Origin of the sequence: Pseudenterobacter timonensis, from assembly GCF_900021175.1 — a bacterium.
GTDB classification, from domain to species: Bacteria; Pseudomonadota; Gammaproteobacteria; order Enterobacterales; family Enterobacteriaceae; genus Enterobacter; species Enterobacter timonensis.
Window position 1 is genome coordinate 459,271 of the sequence record NZ_FCOP01000013.1, and the last position, 17,629, is coordinate 476,899.

A 17,629-nucleotide genomic window follows, 5' to 3' on the forward strand; every position below is an offset into this window, starting at 1 on the left:
ACCTCGCGGTTAAAGCGTTTGCAGCAGGCTCGCCAGCTGTCGGTTGATCACCTGCTGATTAAACTCGGCCTCGACTTTTTGCCGGGCGTTCTGCAGGACCGGTGCCAGCGCCTGCGGAGGAATATCGCTGAATGCGGCCAGACACTCCGCCAGCGCGGCAGCGTCATTCTCCGGTACCAGCCAGCCGGAGCGGCCCGGGTCGATAAGCTCAGGAATGCCGCTGTGAACCGTGGAGACCACCGGGATCCCCACCGCCATCGCCTCCATCAGCGCCACGGGTATCCCCTCCATGTCGCCGTCTGTTCCGGTCACCGACGGCAGGAGGAAGACATCCGCCTCATCCAGCATCGCTTTGACCTCGTGGCTCGGTTTAAAGCCCGGCATCTCCACATAGCCTTCCAGCTGGTACTGCTCGATGAGCGTGCGCAGACGTCGCTCCCACGGCCCCATCCCCAGAATGCGGTAGCGGAAGTCGACGCCGCTGGCCTTCATCTGTCGGCACGCCTCGATCGCCACGTGTAGCCCTTTTTTCTCGGTCAGACGGGCTACGGAGATGATCTGCAGCGGCTTACCGGGCGCTTTGACCGGCCGCTGGGTAAAGCGCGCCATATCCACGCCCATACGTGAGACGGTAATTTTATCCGCCGGGCAGCCCATATTTTTCAGGCGACCGGCCCAGAGTTCGCTGATAGGCAGCATCATGTCGCCCCGGCGGAACAACTGCTGATACTCCGGGGTGTAGTGGTGAAGCACCTCGCGGCTGGAGATGTCGATGCCGTGGAAGATGGTGGCGATCTTACCCTCCAGCACCCCCAGCTCGCGCAGCTTGGCGGCCGTCACGCCGGCCGGGCCGAAATGGGCGATAAAGACGTCGGCGCGATACGGTTTTGCCGTCTGGCCACAGATAGAAGAAAGGATGAGGTTACGCGATTCATCGCCATAGCGGGCAACGTTCAGCGCCCGCCAGGTCGCCGGGCGGTGCAGCCCCAGCAGCGTCTGCCCGGCGCGATGGCGCAGCTTGTTGAGCTTGCCCGGCGGCTCATCCTGCAGCCAGCGCGTTTTGGCCTCCAGCCCGTACTGCGTCCATGCCGCATGGGTGTTCTGCGTATCGCCCTTTTGCAGGGCGACAATCTCCACCTCATATCCCATGTCGATAAAAGCGGTGATCTGATTAAGCACAAAGGTTTCAGACGAGAGCGGAAATTTCAGCAAGAAGAAACCGACCTTCATTTCCCCTCCCCGATACGCGCCAGCACGGATTTCACCATCTCCAGGCCGTTGGCGCGCTCGGCGCTCACCGCCTGCGCCAGCCGGGTGTTGATGGCGGGAAGCTGGCCGAGCGTATCGGCGACCATCGCCTCCAGCGAACCGTCCAGCAGATGACGAATATCCACCGCCATCTCCGGCATGCCGAGCTGCTGCATAATGCCCGCCGACTTGTGTTCGTAGTTAATGGCGATAGCGGGGGTGCCGAAGTTCATGGAGATGATTGCCGAGTGCAGGCGGGTCCCCACCGTCAGGTCACAGGCGGCGAGCAGCTTGCCCATCTCCAGATCGTTAAGCTCATCCATTACCACGTGATAGCGCGACGGATCGCTGACGTGCTGGCGCAGGTTGAGCGCCACCATCCGGTCATCTTTGTTGTAACTGTCGATACCGGTACAGGTGGAGAGCGCCAGCACCTGGTAGCCAGCATCAAGCACGCGGTTCACCACCCCTGCAAAAGCTTTTTCATAGGCCGCCTGGGTGGTGCCCAGCCGTTTATCGAAGGGTGCCAGTTCACGCAGGGTAATGGCGACGGTTTTCTGCCTGCCCGCCACGTCAAGCCAGTGCTGGACGGCGTAGCTCGGCTGGAAATGGTCGTGCTGATGATCCACCAGCCAGGCGGTATCAACGCCGTGCTCCACTTTACGGGTGTCGATCTCGCTGCGCTTCATCATCTCCAGGCTGACCGATTCACGGAGGATCAGCGCGTCGCAGTGGCCGAAGACGTAGTTCGCCAGCTGGTTAAACTGCGGATCCTGGAACGGGCCGACGCTGTGGCCAATCATAAAGAGCGGCTTTTTGGCCATAAAGGTGCAGAGGGCATGTTCAAACTGCGGCACGCCGTAGAGATCCACGAAGAACGAACCGCCCACCTGAATAATGGCGTCATAGCCCGACAGCAGACGGACAAAATCGGTAAAGCCCTGGGCGATGGCGATATTGCGCAGTCGGCCGGTGTCGGTGACACGGGAGAGCAGCACCTGATGCTGATAGCGGCGGCGCAGCACCTTTTTCACGCGCCCCATCACGCCGGCGGCGCTGTTGTGCTGCTTCATCTGGCCGTAGAGCGGATCGCCCATCACCGGGCGGTTCAGCAGCCAGGAAGAGCTCACCGGATAGCGACTCATCACATCAACGTCAGTCTCAGGCCGCAGGGTGTTAATGGCATCCAATAACCCGCGCAGAATGGCGCTGTCGCCACGGTTACCGCAGGTGTGGTTGCCCAAAATCAGTAATTTCATAATGACCTCATAAAATTGTATGTTGCTCGCTGCCGCCCCTCACCCCAGCCCTCTCCCCGGAGGGGAGAGGGGGAAGCGCGCGCCCTGTATAAGCACCGCACCCTGAAATGCCCCCTCTCCCCGCCGGGGTGAGTAGGAAGCGCAAGCCCTGCATAAGCACCGCGCCCTGAAATGCCCCCCACTCCGGTGGGGCGTATCCGGGGCTTTCAGCGTGCACGGAACAGTCCCCTCTCCCCTTTGGGGAGAGGGTTAGGGTGAGGGGTCAACCCACTCACCCTGCCCGCAGCAGCGTTTTCATCTTCTCGCTACGGCAAAACTGACGTTTCATCTCCACCACCAGCGCGTTGCGCGACAGCACAATCATCAGCGCAAAGGCCAGCGCTCCGGCGGCAATCTGTACCGCCAGCAGCGTCCCCAGCGCCATCTGGCCCTTCAGCGCCACGCCCAGGCCATAGCTTGCAACCAGCGTAGGAATAGAGAGCCAGAACGGCAGCCAGAGGCTCAGGATGTACTGCCGGTAGCTGGAGCCCAGCACCGGCTTTATCATCACGAAATAGCTCAGCACGGTATTGACGATCTGCACCGCCAGGAAGCCGAGCGTTACGCCAATGGCTCCCGCCAGGTGGCCGCCGACGATAATCGCCGGTACAAACAGAAACGTTTTAAAGACGTTGAACTTAAAGCTGATATCAACGCGCGCTTTCGCCATCAGCAGCGAGCCGATGGGGTTGCCCACCGAGCGCAGCAGCCCGACGACGCAGAGCAGCTGCAGGATCGGTACAATCCCGGTCCACTTCTCGCCAAAGACCAGCGGCACAAAGTTATTCGAGACCACCATCAGTCCTAGCAGCGCCGGAAAGTTAATAATCCCCACCACCGAGAGCAGCTTGTAGAAGTTGACCCGCAGCTTTTCCGTGTCGTCCTGAATCTTGGCGAACGCCGGGAAGAGCACGCGGGTAATGATCGGGTTAAGCTTCATCGGCGGCACCACCGCCACGTTGTAGGCGAGGTTATACCCGCCCGCGACGCTGGCGCCGAGGATGCGCGCCAGCACCAGCGTGGAGAGGTTGGTGTTAACGTAGTTGATCAGGCTGTCGGCGGTGAGCCATGCGCCAAAGCGCAGGTTGGAGGAGACCGACGCCAGCGAAAAATGCAGGCCGGGACGGTAGATTTTGCGGCCAAAGTAGCCAAAGAGCAGCGTGCGCACGGCGGAGTTGACCAGATAACCCAGAATGGCGGTCATCGCCAGCGGCCAGAAATGGGCGCTGATCACGGTAAAGGTGAAGCCTGCCAGCACCGCGCTGGTTTCAATCATGCCGATCTTGTTAAATTCCAGCTCCTTTTGCATCAGCGCGCGGAACTGCTGCCCGTGGGGGATCACCACAAAGGCAAAGGAGAGCGTGCGGATAAGCGGCGCCAGGTCCGGGTTATGCAATACGCCGGCAATGACGCCCGCCAGCAGAAAGACCGCGGCAAAGACCACTATCCCCAGCCCGACGTTGAGCCAGTAGAGGGTGGTCAGCTCCAGATGGCTGATCTCTTTTCGCTGGATAATGGAGTTAGCGATGCCAAAGTCCGACAGGGTATCGGCCAGCGCGATAATCACCAGCGAGACGGTCAGCAGGCCGAACTGGTGGTTATCGATGATGCGCGCCAGCACCGTCATCTGCACCAGTCCAAGCCCGATAATAATGATGGTCGCCATCGCCGACCATTTGGCGCCGCTGATGGTTTTTTCTCGTAAGCTCATCTTAGTACGCCGCTTTATTGACGAAGCCTTTGAAAATGGTCAGAAAGACGATCTTGATATCGAACCAGACGCTCCACTCGCGGATGTACTCCAGATCGAACTCAATGCGTTTTTCCATTTTCTCCAGGGTGTCGGTCTCCCCGCGCCAGCCGTTGATCTGCGCCCAGCCGGTAATGCCCGGCTTCACCTTGTGGCGCAGCATGTAACCTTCAATCAGGGCGCGATACTGCTCGTTATGCGCCACCGCGTGCGGGCGCGGCCCGACGATAGACATTCCGCCGGTCAGCACGTTGATAAACTGCGGCAGCTCGTCAAGGGAGGTGCGGCGCAGGAAGTTCCCCACCCGGGTTACGCGGGGATCGTTCTGCGTCGCCTGGGTCACGACCTTGTCGTTCTCCATCACCTTCATGGAACGGAACTTCCACACCATAATCGGCTTGCCGTCCATACCGTAGCGGGTCTGGCGGAAGATGACCGGGCCCGGCGAACTCAGTTTTACCGCCAGCGCAATGCAGCAGAGAACCGGGGAGATGAGCAGCAGGATGAGCGAAGAGAGAACGATATCTTCGATACGCTTCAGTACGCGGTTAGTGCCCGACAGCGGCGTGTCGTAGAGCGGCACCACCGGCACGCCGTTCACTTCTTCCACGCGCGAGTGCAGGATATTAAAGGTAAAGACATCGGGGATCAGGATCACGGAACAGGTGGTATCCGCCAGCTCGCGCACCAGCTTTCTGATGCAGGCTTCGTCGCGCATTGACATGGCGATATAGACGTTATGGATCTTCCCGGCTTTGGCATCCTCGACGAGCTGTTCGTAATTCCCCGCCCAGTCCGCCGTTACGCCGCCAGGTTTGGCGTCATGGTAAATCCCTACCACCTCGTAGCCCAGCCATGGCTCCTTACGGAAGCTCTCCAGCAGAACGCCGCCGACCGGCAGATCGCCCGCCACCGCCACGCGGCGCGTGTTATAGCCACGATTGCGCAGCCAGCCCGCGCCAAAACGAATCAGGGAGCGGCAGACCACCATTCCCACGCTGGTCAGCAGATACCAGCTAAACCAGGTGATAAAAGGATTATCAAAGTCGTTATTAAACGCCATCAGCCCGGCGCTAAAGATCAGGCTTAAGGTCCAGTTCTGTAACAGCAGCAGCAGTTCAGTCGAGATTTTAACGCCGCGCCAGGAGCGATAAAAATCGGTCATCCCGCCCAGCATCTGGAACACCACCAGCGTGAGGAGTGCCATCAGCAGGTGCATATATAAGAACGGCAGCCCGCTGACCTGACACACCACCCATAGTCCACCGAACATGATGGTGATATCAGAAAAACGCTGCACCATAGAGATTAACGATGCATTCGTTTTGGCTCGCTCGCGCTTTTTTAGATTTGTCATCGTTGTTCCTGTTTTATTATTCCCCTCACCCTAACCCTCTCTCCAGAGGGGAGAGGGAACTTTGACACCCTCTCCTGTAGGGAGAGGGCCGGGGTGAGGGGTAAACGTTACTGATTCAACAGCGCCAGAATGTCCTTCGTTCGCGCTTCCATGAGCGACACATCGCCGCGGGACTCCACGTTCAGGCGCACCACCGGCTCGGTGTTGGAGGAGCGCAGGTTGAAACGCCACTGGGGGAAGGTCATGCTGATGCCGTCGGTGCGGTCGATCTCCAGCGCGTGCAGGGCGAAGTGGTGCTCCACCCGGGCAATCGCCTCTGCGGGAGCCGCGAGCTTGCTGTTGATCTCCCCGCTCGCCGGATAGGCCGCCATCCGGTCCGCCACCAGTTCGCCCAGGGTTTTCCCCTTCACGCAGAGCAGCTCGGTCACCAGCAGCCACGGGATCATGCCGCTGTCGCAGTAGGCGAAGTCGCGGAAATAGTGGTGGGCGCTCATCTCGCCGCCGTAGATGGCATCCTCTTCGCGCATGCGCTCCTTGATAAACGCATGCCCGGTTTTCGACATCACCGGCGTGCCGCCTGCCGCTGTCACCACATCAACCGTGTTCCAGGAGAGGCGCGGGTCATGGATGATTTTCGCCCCCGGATTTTTCTCCAGGAACGCCTGCGCCAGCAGACCGACGATGTAGTAGCCCTCGATGAACTGCCCTTTTTCATCGAAGAGGAAGCAGCGGTCAAAGTCGCCGTCAAAGGCGATACCCATATCGGCGCCGTGTTCGATGACCGCGTTACGGGTGTCGTCGCGACACTCCGGCAGCAGCGGGTTGGGAATGCCGTTCGGGAAGCTGCCGTCCGGGGTGTTGTGCACCTTGATAAAGGTCACCGGCACCTTCAGCGCCTTAAAGCGTGCTTCCAGCGCATCCACCACCGGGCCCGCCGCGCCGTTGCCGGAGTTAATGACCAGCTTCAGGGGTTTGAGGTTCGCCACGTTGATATAGCCGAGCAGGTGGTCGATATAGTCGCTGCGCGGGTCGATGCGGGTGTAGCTGCCGCGTGTCGCCTCGTTCACCGGCGGGAAGTCGTTGGCTTCCGCCAGGCGCTGCACGTCGCGCAGGCCGGTGTCGCCGCTGATGGGACGCGCGCCCCTGCGCACCAGCTTCATGCCGTTGTAGTCCATCGGGTTATGGCTGGCGGTCACTTCGATACCGCCGTCCACGCCCAGATGGAAGGTGGCAAAGTAAATCTCTTCGGTGCCGGAAAGGCCAATATCAAGCACATCCACGCCCGCGTCCTGCAGCCCTTTCGCCAGCGCCAGCTTGAGGGATTCGCTGGTGAGGCGCACGTCGCCGCCCAGCACGATGGTTTTCGGCTTTAAATATTCGCCGTAGGCGCGGCCAATGCGCCACGCAATCTCTTCGTTCAGCTCTTCGCCCAGTCTGCCGCGGATATCGTAGGCTTTGAAACAGGTTAATTTTGTCATGTTTTTACCCTTCTTCAGGCAACAGTTAGCCCTGCCACTTAATGGCCAAATTTATTTTTTGTCATTCGCAGGCCCGGTCAGCGCAGCGCCACCGGGCATGATTCGGAGTGCTACACCCGCCCGTAGCGATCCTCGAAGCGGACGATATCGTCCTCTTCCAGATAGGAGCCGGAGCGCACCTCGATCAGGTCGAGCGGAATTTTGCCGGGGTTTTCCAGGCAGTGGGTCGCCCCCAGCGGAATGTAGATGGACTCATTCTCGCCCAGCAGCTTCACCTCGCCGTCGATGGTCACTCTGGCGGTCCCCGCCACTACCACCCAGTGTTCGGCGCGGTGGTGATGCATCTGCACCGACAACCCCTCGCCCGGCTTCACGGTGATGCGTTTCACCTGATAACGGTCGCCGGCGTCGATGGAGTCATATTTCCCCCACGGGCGGTAGACCTCCCGGTGGATGTGGTGCTCGTGGCGGCCATCAGCCTTAATCTGCTCCACCACTTTTTTGACGTCCTGCACGGCGTTGCGATCGGCGATCAGCACCGCGTCTTTGGTCTGCACCACCACCAGATCCTTTACCCCGACGGTGGTCACCAGCCCCGATTCCGCGTAGACGTAGCTGTTTTCCGTTTTGTGGCTGATAACATCCCCGTGATGCACGTTGCCCTCGGGCGTATGGGCGCTGATCTCCCACAGGGAGGACCAGGAGCCGACGTCGCTCCAGCCGGCATCCATCGGCACCACCACCGCATCCGCCGTACGCTCCATCACCGCGTAGTCGATGGACTCTTCCGGACAGGCGAGGAACGCCTCCTCATCCACGCGGATAAAGTCGAGATCCGGGTCGACGGTGCTCATCGCCTTTTCACAGGCGCTGAGGATATCGGGGCGATATTTCTTCAGCTCCTCCAGATAGCGTCCGGCGCGGAAGAGGAACATGCCGCTGTTCCAGTAGTATTCGCCGCTCGCCACGTAGGCCTGGGCGGTCTCCAGATTCGGTTTTTCCACAAACTGCGCCACGTCGAAGGCGACGCTGTCGCCCTCGCCCGGAGTTACTTCGCCGCGGCGAATATAGCCGTAGCCGGTTTCCGGCAGATCCGGCACGATGCCGAAGGTGACCAGCTTGCCGCTCTCGGCATAAGGAATGGCGGCATGGACCGCGTCACGGAAAGCCTCTTCCTGCTGGATGACATGATCCGCCGCCAGCACCAGCATCAGGGGATCGCTCTGCGGGCTGGCCCGTTTCGCCGCCAGCGCCGCGAGGGCGATGGCCGGGGCGGTGTTACGTCCGGCAGGCTCCAGAATGATATTTTCCGTGAGTTTGTTGAGCTGGCGCAGCTGCTCGGCAACGATAAAGCGGTGCTGTTCGTTACAGATCACCACCGGGCTTTCACACTCCACGCCGTTCAGACGGCAGACCGTCGTTTGCAGCATGGTGAGATCCCCTTTCAGGCAGAGGAACTGTTTGGGATAGAGCACGCGGGAGAGCGGCCACAACCGGCTGCCAGAGCCGCCAGCCATCACGACCGGAAAAAGTTTGCTATGACTCATGATTCATCCCCGTATATCTGCAATAAATTGGCTAAGCACATTCTCTTTCTCGAGCGTGCGTTCGGCATACTCACGTGCCACCGTGTTCTCCTTTGGCATGGCAAGCGCCTGTTCAATGCCCGCGACCAGCGCCGATACCGATTCCGGCTCGACGCAGACGCCAATACCCGGCCAGTTCTGGCAGAGCTGGCCTAATTCCGTCTCAGGCTCGGCGGTGATCACCGCGTTACCGCCCACGGCCAGAATATTGGTCAATTTGGAAGGCAGAACCGCATCCGCCGCGCCGCGTTTCTGGACCACCAGATGGCAGTCGCCCATCTTCAGCAGGACGGGCAGCGTCTCGTAGGGCTGAAGCGGGAAAAATTTCACATTGGTCAGACGGCGTTCAGCCACCATCTTCTCCAGTCGCGCCTTACCGCCCCCCTGCCCGACAATGACAAACATCCAGTCGTGGTTGCGAAGCTGGGTGGCCGCCTCGATGACGTTTTCCAGCCCCTGCTTTTCCCCGATGTTCCCCGAATAGAGGATGATTTTTTGCGAGGCGGGCAGCCCCAGCTTGGTGCGTAGCGCCGACACGTCGCTGGCGGCCACGTCACGAAAGCGCGCCACTTCAGACCAGTTGGGGAAAAAGATCACCTTTTCCGCCGCTACCCCCTTCTCCTGCGCTTTATTCATCATCGAGCGGGAGATGGTGGAGACATAGTCGACGTTATGCAGGCCGCTGCGCTCAAAGGCGCCGGCGAGCTTCGCGACTTTGCCGCCCTTGCCTTTCCCCGCCATACCCAGACCGAGCATGGCGTCCACTTCATAATCCTGGATGTGCAGCAGGGTGCGGGCGCCGGAAAGTTTGCCGAGCAGACGTATTCCCGGCGTGCAAAAGAGCGTCGGCACCACGCCGATAATGCGGTCCGGCTTCCAGCGGCGCTGCGCCATCAGCGGGAAAAAGCTGCTGAGGGCGAAGCTGCCAAGATGAATTAAACGTTTCAGCGTTGAAGGCTGTTTCGGCACATAAAGCGGGCAGCGCCAGACGGTGGCGTTGCCCTCTTCCCGGCGGTAGCGCCAGCTGGAATAGCGCTCGCCCACCTTCCATTCCGGGTAGTAAGGCGGGGCCGTAATGACCCGCACCTCGTGCCCCTGGCTTGCCATCCACTCCACCATTTCGCCGGTGTATTTGCCGATCCCAGTAAGCTCCGGCGAGTAGTTAATGCCATACACCAGTATCTTCATAACCCCACCGCCTGACGCTCAGAGAGAAAATAGGCGCGGCTGTTGTCATGGACATTGTCGCTCGCCAGCAGCGCGGCGGGCGTCAGCCAGCGGTAATCGTCATGCTGAGCGTCGGGCAGACGCAGGTCGGCCTGGCTGACCTTCAGGCGAAAACCAAGCACCACGTAGTGGGTGGTGAACCCGGTGCCGGAAAAGTTATCGTCATAGAAGTGCTGCCAGACGCCGTAAAACTGCCCTGCCGTAAGCGGCAGGCTCAGCCCCAGCTCCGCTCCGGTGAGGCGCGCGAACGCATCGGCAAGCGTCTCATCCTTTTGTACGCGTCCGCCCGGCACAAACCAGAAGCCCTGCGCAGGACGGTTGGTGCGTTTACCGAGCAGGTACTCGCCCCGTTCGTTCTCCACGATCAAATCGATGGAGATCAGCGGGGTCGAGCGTACTACCGTGGCAAAATCTTCCTGACTTAAAAACATGGTTACCCCCGGAAGCGGTGCTGGTTTTCCAGGAACCACTGGTATGTGCTTGCCAGCCCCTGCTCAAGCGAGACCTCGTGATACCAGCCAAGCTGATGCAGACGGGTGACATCCAGCAGCTTGCGCGGCGTGCCGTCCGGTTTGGTGGCGTCAAAGACCACGCGGCCTTTATAGCCCACCACTTTCGCGATAGTCTGCGCCAGCTCGCGAATGGTGCAGTCCACGCCGGTGCCGACGTTGATGTGCGACAGCATCGGCTCGGTATTCTCCTGCCACACCTCACGGTCCAGCTCCATCACGTGAATACTGGCCGCAGCCATATCATCCACATGCAGAAACTCACGCATCGGCGTACCGCTGCCCCAGACCACCACGTCCGCGGCGTTGTCGGCGGTCGCCTCGTGGAAGCGACGCAGCAGCGCCGGGATCACATGGGAGTTGCTCGGGTGGAAATTGTCGTGCGGCCCGTAGAGATTGGTAGGCATCACCGAACGGTAGTCGCGACCATACTGGCGGTTATAGGACTCGCACAGCTTGATCCCGGCAATTTTGGCGATGGCGTACGGCTCGTTGGTCGCCTCCAGAGTTCCCTGCAGCAGCTCGCTTTCCGCGATCGGCTGTTTGGCCAGCTTCGGGTAGATGCACGAGGAGCCGAGAAAGAGCAGCTTATTCACGTTGTGCAGATGCGCGGCGTGAATGATGTTGCTCTCGATCATCATGTTCTCGTAGATGAAATCCGCCGGATAAGTGTTGTTAGCGACAATGCCACCCACCTTCGCCGCCGCCAGATAGACCTGATCGATGCGCTCGCTGGCGAAAAACGCTTCTACCGCGCGGCTGTTCAGCAGATTCAGTTCGTCACGGGTGCGCAGCACCAGCTCCACATCGCCGCGCTGTTCGAGCTGGCGTACAATCGCGGAGCCGACCATTCCGCGATGGCCGGCAACAAAGATACGTTGTTTGCTCATTCTTAAGACTCCAGCGCGATGGCGACCTCATAGCCGTGAGACTTGAGCAGGGAGTGTTTCTTCGCCGCTTCGAGATCCTTGGCGACCATCTCAGAGACCATCTCCTGCAGCGTGGTTTCCGGCTTCCAGCCCAGTTTTTCGTGCGCTTTGGTCGGGTCGCCCAGCAGGGTTTCCACTTCCGCAGGACGGAAGTAACGCGGGTCGACTTCCACAATCACGTCGCCTGGCTGTACGCCCGGGGCGTCATGACCGGTCACGGAGACAACAATGCCCTTCTCTTCTACGCCGGTGCCTTCAAAGCGCAGCTTAATGCCGAGCTGAGCCGCCGCCATCTCTACAAACTGACGCACGGAGTACTGCACGCCGGTGGCGATAACGAAATCTTCCGGCTGCTCCTGCTGCAGCATCATCCACTGCATCTTCACGTAGTCTTTGGCGTGGCCCCAGTCGCGCAGGGAGTCCATGTTGCCGAGGTGAAGGGTTTTCTCCAGGCCCTGAGCGATGTTGGCGATCGCGCGGGTGATTTTGCGGGTCACGAAGGTTTCGCCGCGACGCGGGGATTCGTGGTTAAAGAGGATGCCGTTACAGGCGTACATGCCGTAGGATTCACGGTAGTTAACGGTGATCCAGTAGGCGTAGAGTTTGGCCACAGCGTACGGAGAGCGCGGGTAGAACGGCGTAGTCTCTTTCTGCGGGATCTCCTGCACCAGACCGTACAGCTCTGAGGTGGAGGCCTGGTAGAAGCGGGTTTTCTTTTCAAGACCCAGGAAGCGAATCGCCTCCAGCAGGCGCAGGGTACCCATGGCGTCAACGTCGGCGGTATATTCCGGCGATTCGAAGGAGACCGCAACGTGGCTCATCGCCCCCAGGTTATAGACCTCATCCGGCTGCACTTCCTGCAGGATACGGGTCAGGTTCGAGGTATCGGTCAGATCGCCGTAGTGCAGATGAAATTTCGGGTTAGCGGCATGCGGATCCTGGTAGATGTGATCCACGCGCTCGGTGTTGAACGACGAGGCACGACGCTTGATACCGTGCACTTCATACCCTTTCTCTAGCAGGAGCTCTGCCAGGTAAGAACCATCCTGCCCGGTAACGCCGGTGATGAGAGCGACTTTAGACATGTTTATATTCCTCTGTACTTATCAAATTTATTCAGCTTCTACGCGTTCGCGTATCACCACTGCGGGATTGCCACGGCAAATCTTATTTGCCGGTAGCGACTTAAAAACGCTGCTGCGGGCGCCTACTACGGTGCCGTCGCCAATCGTGACGCCAGGCGCCACAAAAACATCTGTCGCCAGCCAGCATTTTTCGCCAATCACAATAGGGGTGGCGTTAATATCAAAATGCTGGCTCATAAAATCGTGACTGCCGGTGCAGAGATAACATTTCTGCGACACCACGGCATGGGCGCCAATGGTAATTTCCCCGAGGGTATATAACACCGCGTCATCCCCCACCCAGGCGTAATCCCCGAGAGTTAATTTCCAGGGGTAGGTAATTTTTACCGACGGGCGAATCACTACGTTTTTTCCGATTTTTGCGCCGAACAAACGTAACAGAAAAGCCCGCCAGCGATAGAGCACCTGTGGCGACCAGGCGAATAATGTAGCCTGTACCGCCCACCAGATTTGTACTTTAATTCCACTGGCGCCGCGAAAACCTTTCGGCACGGAAAATCCATCAAGCTGCTGCATAATGCGTCCTTATATTCAGGCTTTGTTATATAAGGCTTTCGTTTTACCGGTCGTTTTCAGGCGAAATAAATAGGATAATTCCGCCCAGAATCCTGGCACACGCAAAATCTGGCGCTGGACTTTGCGGGCATCCTGACATAATTCCAGATTATTGGAAGTTGACACGCCGCCCATGGAAAATTCAGAAACCAGCCCTTTAATTCGGCGAAACGGATAACCCGCTTTATAGAGACTGGCCGCCAGCGCATAATCGGACGACACCTTAAACTGCAGATCGTAAGGGTGTTTCTTAAGCCCGGCGGTCGGAAAGAAAATAGCCTGATGGCTCGCCGGCAGGCTGTGGTAAATATACCAACCGGGCTTGGCGTTACGGCTCACCTTATGACCATTACCGAAATCGAGCAGCGCATCGCCGGTAACCATCGCCTCTTCCTTCTGGCGCGACAGCTTACGGGCAAACAGCGCCACATCTTCATGAAACACATCCCCGGAATTGAGGAAGATGGCATAGCGCCCCTGGGCCATGTCGATCCCTTTATTCATGGCGTCGTAGATGCCTCTGTCCTTTTCGCTGATATAACGTAAGTTGAACTCCCCGTTCAGTTTTTCGAGAAATTCCGCCGTACCGTCGTCGGAGCCGCCATCCACTACGATCCATTCAAACGTGAGGCTGGGATCGCGTGCCAGATGGCGCAGCGAGCGCCAGGTTTTTACCACCCCTTCGTAGTTACGAAAGGCGACAGTAATGACGCTAAGAAACATAAATCACCTCGTCATCTGTTCGTAATATTAAGCGCCTTGCGCAAAATAAACGGACATACAATTAAGAACGCATATTCCGGGCTAAATATTGAACCGGTAAAAAACAGCGACACCGGCGTAAAAAGATAAAGCTGAACGCGAAAATTCTGATTATCACCAAACGCGTTGATCATCATTTTGACCACTTTAAACATGTACCACAGGGTCAATATCACAGCGAACCAGGAAAAATAAATAATGAGCAGATACAGTCCATTGTCTATTGTTTTACCCACATCCGCACCGTTAAAGATTCCGAATGATGCGACATATTCATAAAGTGAGCCAAATCTGACTACACCATCAACATGGGTTAAAGAGTGACCCACCATTGCCAGCGGCCCGATAATACGATAATAGGATGACGAGCCTTCCGTTCCTAAATCACCGAGACGCTCGGCAATATAAGGAAACGCAAAAATTACGCCCACTAAAAACAGGGTTAATGAGATAATCGCCAGCGGCAGCTTTTTCTTAATAGCCTCCCGGTTCAGATACTGAAAAGCCCACTCCAGAAGATAAAACAGGATAAATGTCATTACTCCTGAAAACGAACCTGACAGAACGATTCCTGCAAGAATCATAGCATCTGTCTTCGGCGTTTTGATACCAAACTGTTTGATGCTGAGCCAAATTGAGATTAACGCCAGAGCAAAAAATGCCGGTTCGAAATAGAGCGCGGTGGTACGTTTTCCGCCGAACTTAATGAAATTCAGAACATAGCTGTTACTGTAAATCAGATATTTCGAAATTGTCTCCATCAGGCTGCTGCCGCCGGTCAAAATAATTTGCGCCATTTCCATCGCGGCCAGCATGACAATTAACGCAACCACAATATAAAAGAACCTAAGGATTTTCTTATAATTGTGTGGCGATATAGTTTTAAAACGAATACTCCATACCATGCCAATAATGATCACGATATAGACGAAGAGCATGGTGGAGGTAACATACTTGCTGGCGTCCAGCGAGAGACCAAACACATAGTTAAACGCCGTCAGCCCTGCCCCCATGCCCAGCGCAATCATCAGTTTTTTAACGCTGATCTTATCCACATAGAGCAGAAGCAGCACCGGCAGGAAGGTCACAATAGTTATCGGGAAGCTTTCGCCCAGCTGTGCCAGTTTGACGTTGACCAGCAGGTAGATAAGCGGCAGCAGCAGATAACTACAGATTCTGATAGAACGAGACATACTCCTCCAGCATCTGTTGACCGCTATAGGCCCGGCGGCTGCGGCTGCGGAACGATTCCAGGCTGGTGCCAAATACGGCCTGCGCGATCTCGGCCTTCGGCAGTTGCACCAGCGCCAGCACCTGCTGCTCGTTGAACGTTTCGCCCCCGGATTTTTCCAGCACTTCCCGCGCCGCGTCGCTGTGGGTGGCGAGCACCGGCACGCCGATGGAGAGCGCCTCGCACAGAATCAGCGGATAGTTATCCACCCGGGAGCTAAAGACCAGCGCGTCCATCCCGTTAAGGGCGCTCATCAGCTTGCGCTTATCGGTTTCAAAGCCGTGGTTCACCACGTTCGGCCCCTCAAACGGAGAGAATTTGCCGAAGGTGTGCAACTCAATTTGCTCGCCGAGCGCCATCATGTCGCGCACCAGCTGCTGGTTGGTTTTACCGTCGTAGCGCAAATCGTGCGCGACCACGGCGATTTTCGGCCTGCCTGCGGGCTCAGTCACCGGCGTCAGCTCGGCAAGGATCGCTTCCGTCGCCACGTCGATACCATTATTGATGATGTGGCAGCACCCGGCTCCGTAGAGGCTGTTAAACGCATCGGCCACATGCTGGCTGGGGGAGATAAAATGGCAGCCCAGGGCGAGCATCTCGCGAAAGAGCTGGCGCTTGCCCGCCACAAGGCTATGCGCCCTGTCCACCTTAACCGGCGGATAGTTATCGAGCGTCGGGCACTTCCGGCACTCCGTTTTCCACCCTTCGCAGCCGTCGGTAAAAGCGCAGCGTCCGGTGACGCTCCAGTGGTCGTGCAGGGTCCAGACGAAAGTGGTCTCCGGCTTAAGGGCTTTCACCTTTTTACAGAACGCCACCACCTCTTCCAGGTTTAACCAGTAGCTGTGCAGCACGTGAAAGTGCAGCACCACCGGCCCGGCGCTGCGGGTGACGGTGCGACAGAGATTTTTCAGGTTGCCGAACAGATCGCGGTTGAAGAGACGGAACAGCGCAATATTGGCCATAGAGGTCAGGCGCGGCGTCTGTTTAATCACCTGCGGATAGTTATCATGGCTGACGCTTTTTTTGCCACCCTTGCCGTAGCCGTAAACAAAACGCGACGACAACCCTTTTTGCAGCGCCCGCTGGTGCAGATCCAGCGCCACGCCTGCCGCGCCGCCCTCTGCGAGGCGGACGTTAAATTGCAGAATATTCATTTGATCACCTTCACGCGGGCCTTTTCCCCCACCACCAGCGCGTTATCGGGAATGCTGTCCAGCACCACGCTTCCTGCCCCCACGGTGACGTTATTGCCTACCGTGATATCGCCAATCATCACCACGTTTGCGCCCAGCTCGACGTTGTTGCCAATCACCGGGCAGGCCAGACTCTCCGGCCCGCGGTTGCCAATGGTGACGCCGTGACGGATGGTAAAATCATCCCCGGCCACCACGCATTTATTGATCACCACGGCGTAACCGTGATGGATGGTGAAGCGGCGGCCAATGGTGGCGGCGGCCTGGATCTCATAGCCAAAAAGACACTCGGTTATCAGGCGGTAGAGCACCAGCACCGGCGCGGCCCAGAGATTATTCAGTACGTTTTTTTTGCGCCAGACGGAGCAAAAATGCGCGATCCGGTAGGCCAGAACCATGCAGCACGGGCGCAGGCTCCAGCTGTTTGCGCGACAATCTTCCAGCAGCATTATTTCCCCCGCAGCCCGTCAGCCAGACGCTTGGTGTTACGTACCGAAAAGAGCGTGACCAGCGTGCGCCAGTTCATGCGCTTGTTGCGGATCTGGTAGAGGGTAAAGAGCTGATACTTGCGGCTCGCCCGGTCGAATTTGTCCTTGTGCTTGCGGTAAAAATGGAAATAGCCGGAAAACTTCTTCGGCGACGAGGTGATCTGCATCTCCCCGTGGTTGATGTGCAGGATCTGCGTCGCCTCTTCCACCTTCCACGGCTCGCCATACTCCACCACCATCCGCAGGAAGATGTCGTAGTCCTGCGCCGCCTTCAGCTCGGTGTCGAACAGACACTCCTTAAAGCGCCAGGCCCAGGTAAAGACCTGGTTGCCGATGATGTTGCGCTTGTAGAAAAGCCGACGGGAGTACGGCGACTTGGGGTAAAGCGGCAGGCTCGCCGGCTGGGAGTAGACCTCCCCCTGGCAGACATAGTCGTTGGCGTATAAAAAGGCGTGGGTGACCAGTTGCGCCTGGTGCGAGAGAAAGACCGACAGGCGGTTTGGCGTCCACTCATCATCATCATCGATGCCGGTAAGATACTCCCCCCGCGCCTGCATAATGGCCTGATTACGTACCGCGCAGGCGCCAGAGTTAATGGCGTTACGGGTATAGCTCACGCGCGGATCGTTCAGCCCGGCGACAAACTGCGCCAGCTGCTCATAAGAAGAGGAGCAGTCGTCCACGATGATCAATTCCCAGTTATCGTAGTCCTGGCGCAGCACGGATTTAATCGCGCGGATCGCCAGCTGCTGCCGGTTCCATGTTGGCATATAGACAGAAATTAAAGGCCGTTGTGTGGTCATTTTTTTCCCCGAATGGCTGTTTTGCCCCTCACCCCAGCCCTCTCCCCAGAGGGGAGAGGGTGAAAACCGC

16 protein-coding genes are annotated in these 17,629 nt (G+C 58.0%); all 16 read right to left on the minus strand.

Going from position 1 to position 17,629, the window contains the following annotated elements; translation table 11 throughout:
- Positions 1-9: 9 nt before the first annotated feature.
- Positions 10-1,230: a colanic acid biosynthesis glycosyltransferase WcaL gene (gene wcaL, locus BN3796_RS17620; RefSeq protein ID WP_061709651.1), complete on the minus strand. Its 1,221-nt coding sequence runs from the start codon at positions 1,228-1,230 to the stop codon at positions 10-12.
- Entirely contained in the window at positions 1,227-2,507 is a 1,281-nt protein-coding gene (gene wcaK / locus BN3796_RS17625; RefSeq protein ID WP_061709652.1) for a colanic acid biosynthesis pyruvyl transferase WcaK, read from the minus strand. Before wcaK ends, wcaL begins: the two co-directional genes overlap by 4 nt.
- Positions 2,508-2,778: 271 nt before the next feature.
- Complete coding sequence (wzxC, locus tag BN3796_RS17630) at positions 2,779-4,257, minus strand: colanic acid undecaprenyl disphosphate flippase WzxC (protein ID WP_061709653.1); 1,479 nt, start codon at positions 4,255-4,257, stop codon at positions 2,779-2,781.
- Position 4,258: 1 nt separating this feature from the next.
- Positions 4,259-5,653: an undecaprenyl-phosphate glucose phosphotransferase gene (wcaJ, locus tag BN3796_RS17635; protein ID WP_061709654.1), complete on the minus strand. Its 1,395-nt coding sequence runs from the start codon at positions 5,651-5,653 to the stop codon at positions 4,259-4,261.
- A gap of 107 nt (positions 5,654-5,760) precedes the next feature.
- Entirely contained in the window at positions 5,761-7,131 is a 1,371-nt protein-coding gene (cpsG, locus tag BN3796_RS17640) for a colanic acid biosynthesis phosphomannomutase CpsG (RefSeq protein ID WP_061709655.1), read from the minus strand.
- Positions 7,132-7,241: 110 nt separating this feature from the next.
- Positions 7,242-8,678, minus strand: a complete 1,437-nt coding sequence (gene cpsB / locus BN3796_RS17645) for a mannose-1-phosphate guanyltransferase (protein WP_061709656.1) — start codon at positions 8,676-8,678, stop codon at positions 7,242-7,244.
- Between the two features lie 3 nt (positions 8,679-8,681).
- The gene (gene wcaI / locus BN3796_RS17650; RefSeq protein WP_061709657.1) at positions 8,682-9,905 is read right to left on the minus strand and encodes a colanic acid biosynthesis fucosyltransferase WcaI; all 1,224 of its coding nucleotides are present in this window, start codon (positions 9,903-9,905) and stop codon (positions 8,682-8,684) included.
- Complete coding sequence (locus BN3796_RS17655; RefSeq protein WP_061709658.1) at positions 9,902-10,375, minus strand: GDP-mannose mannosyl hydrolase; 474 nt, start codon at positions 10,373-10,375, stop codon at positions 9,902-9,904. The genes wcaI and BN3796_RS17655 overlap by 4 nt, the downstream gene beginning before the upstream one ends.
- A gap of 2 nt (positions 10,376-10,377) precedes the next feature.
- Positions 10,378-11,343 (minus strand): GDP-L-fucose synthase, encoded by a 966-nt coding sequence (gene fcl / locus BN3796_RS17660; RefSeq protein WP_061709659.1) that lies wholly within the window; start codon positions 11,341-11,343, stop codon positions 10,378-10,380.
- A 2-nt stretch (positions 11,344-11,345) separates the two neighbouring features.
- Positions 11,346-12,467, minus strand: a complete 1,122-nt coding sequence (gmd, locus tag BN3796_RS17665) for a GDP-mannose 4,6-dehydratase (RefSeq protein ID WP_061709660.1) — start codon at positions 12,465-12,467, stop codon at positions 11,346-11,348.
- Positions 12,468-12,494: 27 nt separating this feature from the next.
- On the minus strand, positions 12,495-13,043 hold the full coding sequence (gene wcaF, locus BN3796_RS17670) for a colanic acid biosynthesis acetyltransferase WcaF (RefSeq protein ID WP_061709661.1): 549 nt from the start codon (positions 13,041-13,043) through the stop codon (positions 12,495-12,497).
- Positions 13,044-13,058: 15 nt separating this feature from the next.
- Positions 13,059-13,805: a colanic acid biosynthesis glycosyltransferase WcaE gene (gene wcaE / locus BN3796_RS17675; RefSeq protein ID WP_061709662.1), complete on the minus strand. Its 747-nt coding sequence runs from the start codon at positions 13,803-13,805 to the stop codon at positions 13,059-13,061.
- Positions 13,806-13,816: 11 nt separating this feature from the next.
- Complete coding sequence (wcaD, locus tag BN3796_RS17680) at positions 13,817-15,037, minus strand: colanic acid polymerase WcaD (protein WP_061709663.1); 1,221 nt, start codon at positions 15,035-15,037, stop codon at positions 13,817-13,819.
- Positions 15,012-16,229: a colanic acid biosynthesis glycosyltransferase WcaC gene (gene wcaC / locus BN3796_RS17685; protein ID WP_061709664.1), complete on the minus strand. Its 1,218-nt coding sequence runs from the start codon at positions 16,227-16,229 to the stop codon at positions 15,012-15,014. Before wcaC ends, wcaD begins: the two co-directional genes overlap by 26 nt.
- Positions 16,226-16,714, minus strand: a complete 489-nt coding sequence (wcaB, locus tag BN3796_RS17690) for a colanic acid biosynthesis acetyltransferase WcaB (RefSeq protein ID WP_148381826.1) — start codon at positions 16,712-16,714, stop codon at positions 16,226-16,228. Before wcaB ends, wcaC begins: the two co-directional genes overlap by 4 nt.
- A 2-nt stretch (positions 16,715-16,716) precedes the next feature.
- Entirely contained in the window at positions 16,717-17,559 is an 843-nt protein-coding gene (wcaA, locus tag BN3796_RS17695; protein ID WP_061709666.1) for a colanic acid biosynthesis glycosyltransferase WcaA, read from the minus strand.
- Positions 17,560-17,629 lie beyond the last annotated feature (70 nt).

Coding starts and splice junctions, on each gene's coding strand:
- wcaL (WP_061709651.1), bottom strand. CDS start 1,230: ATGAAGGTCGGTTTCTTCTTGCTGAAATTTCCGCTCTCGTCTGAAACC.
- wcaD (WP_061709663.1), bottom strand. CDS start 15,037: ATGTCTCGTTCTATCAGAATCTGTAGTTATCTGCTGCTGCCGCTTATC.
- fcl (WP_061709659.1), bottom strand. CDS start 11,343: ATGAGCAAACAACGTATCTTTGTTGCCGGCCATCGCGGAATGGTCGGC.
- wzxC (WP_061709653.1), bottom strand. CDS start 4,257: ATGAGCTTACGAGAAAAAACCATCAGCGGCGCCAAATGGTCGGCGATG.
- wcaA (WP_061709666.1), bottom strand. CDS start 17,559: ATGACCACACAACGGCCTTTAATTTCTGTCTATATGCCAACATGGAAC.
- cpsB (WP_061709656.1), bottom strand. CDS start 8,678: ATGAGTCATAGCAAACTTTTTCCGGTCGTGATGGCTGGCGGCTCTGGC.
- BN3796_RS17655 (WP_061709658.1), bottom strand. CDS start 10,375: ATGTTTTTAAGTCAGGAAGATTTTGCCACGGTAGTACGCTCGACCCCG.
- gmd (WP_061709660.1), bottom strand. CDS start 12,467: ATGTCTAAAGTCGCTCTCATCACCGGCGTTACCGGGCAGGATGGTTCT.
- wcaF (WP_061709661.1), bottom strand. CDS start 13,043: ATGCAGCAGCTTGATGGATTTTCCGTGCCGAAAGGTTTTCGCGGCGCC.
- wcaK (WP_061709652.1), bottom strand. CDS start 2,507: ATGAAATTACTGATTTTGGGCAACCACACCTGCGGTAACCGTGGCGAC.
- wcaJ (WP_061709654.1), bottom strand. CDS start 5,653: ATGACAAATCTAAAAAAGCGCGAGCGAGCCAAAACGAATGCATCGTTA.
- wcaI (WP_061709657.1), bottom strand. CDS start 9,905: ATGAAGATACTGGTGTATGGCATTAACTACTCGCCGGAGCTTACTGGG.
- wcaE (WP_061709662.1), bottom strand. CDS start 13,805: ATGTTTCTTAGCGTCATTACTGTCGCCTTTCGTAACTACGAAGGGGTG.
- wcaC (WP_061709664.1), bottom strand. CDS start 16,229: ATGAATATTCTGCAATTTAACGTCCGCCTCGCAGAGGGCGGCGCGGCA.
- cpsG (WP_061709655.1), bottom strand. CDS start 7,131: ATGACAAAATTAACCTGTTTCAAAGCCTACGATATCCGCGGCAGACTG.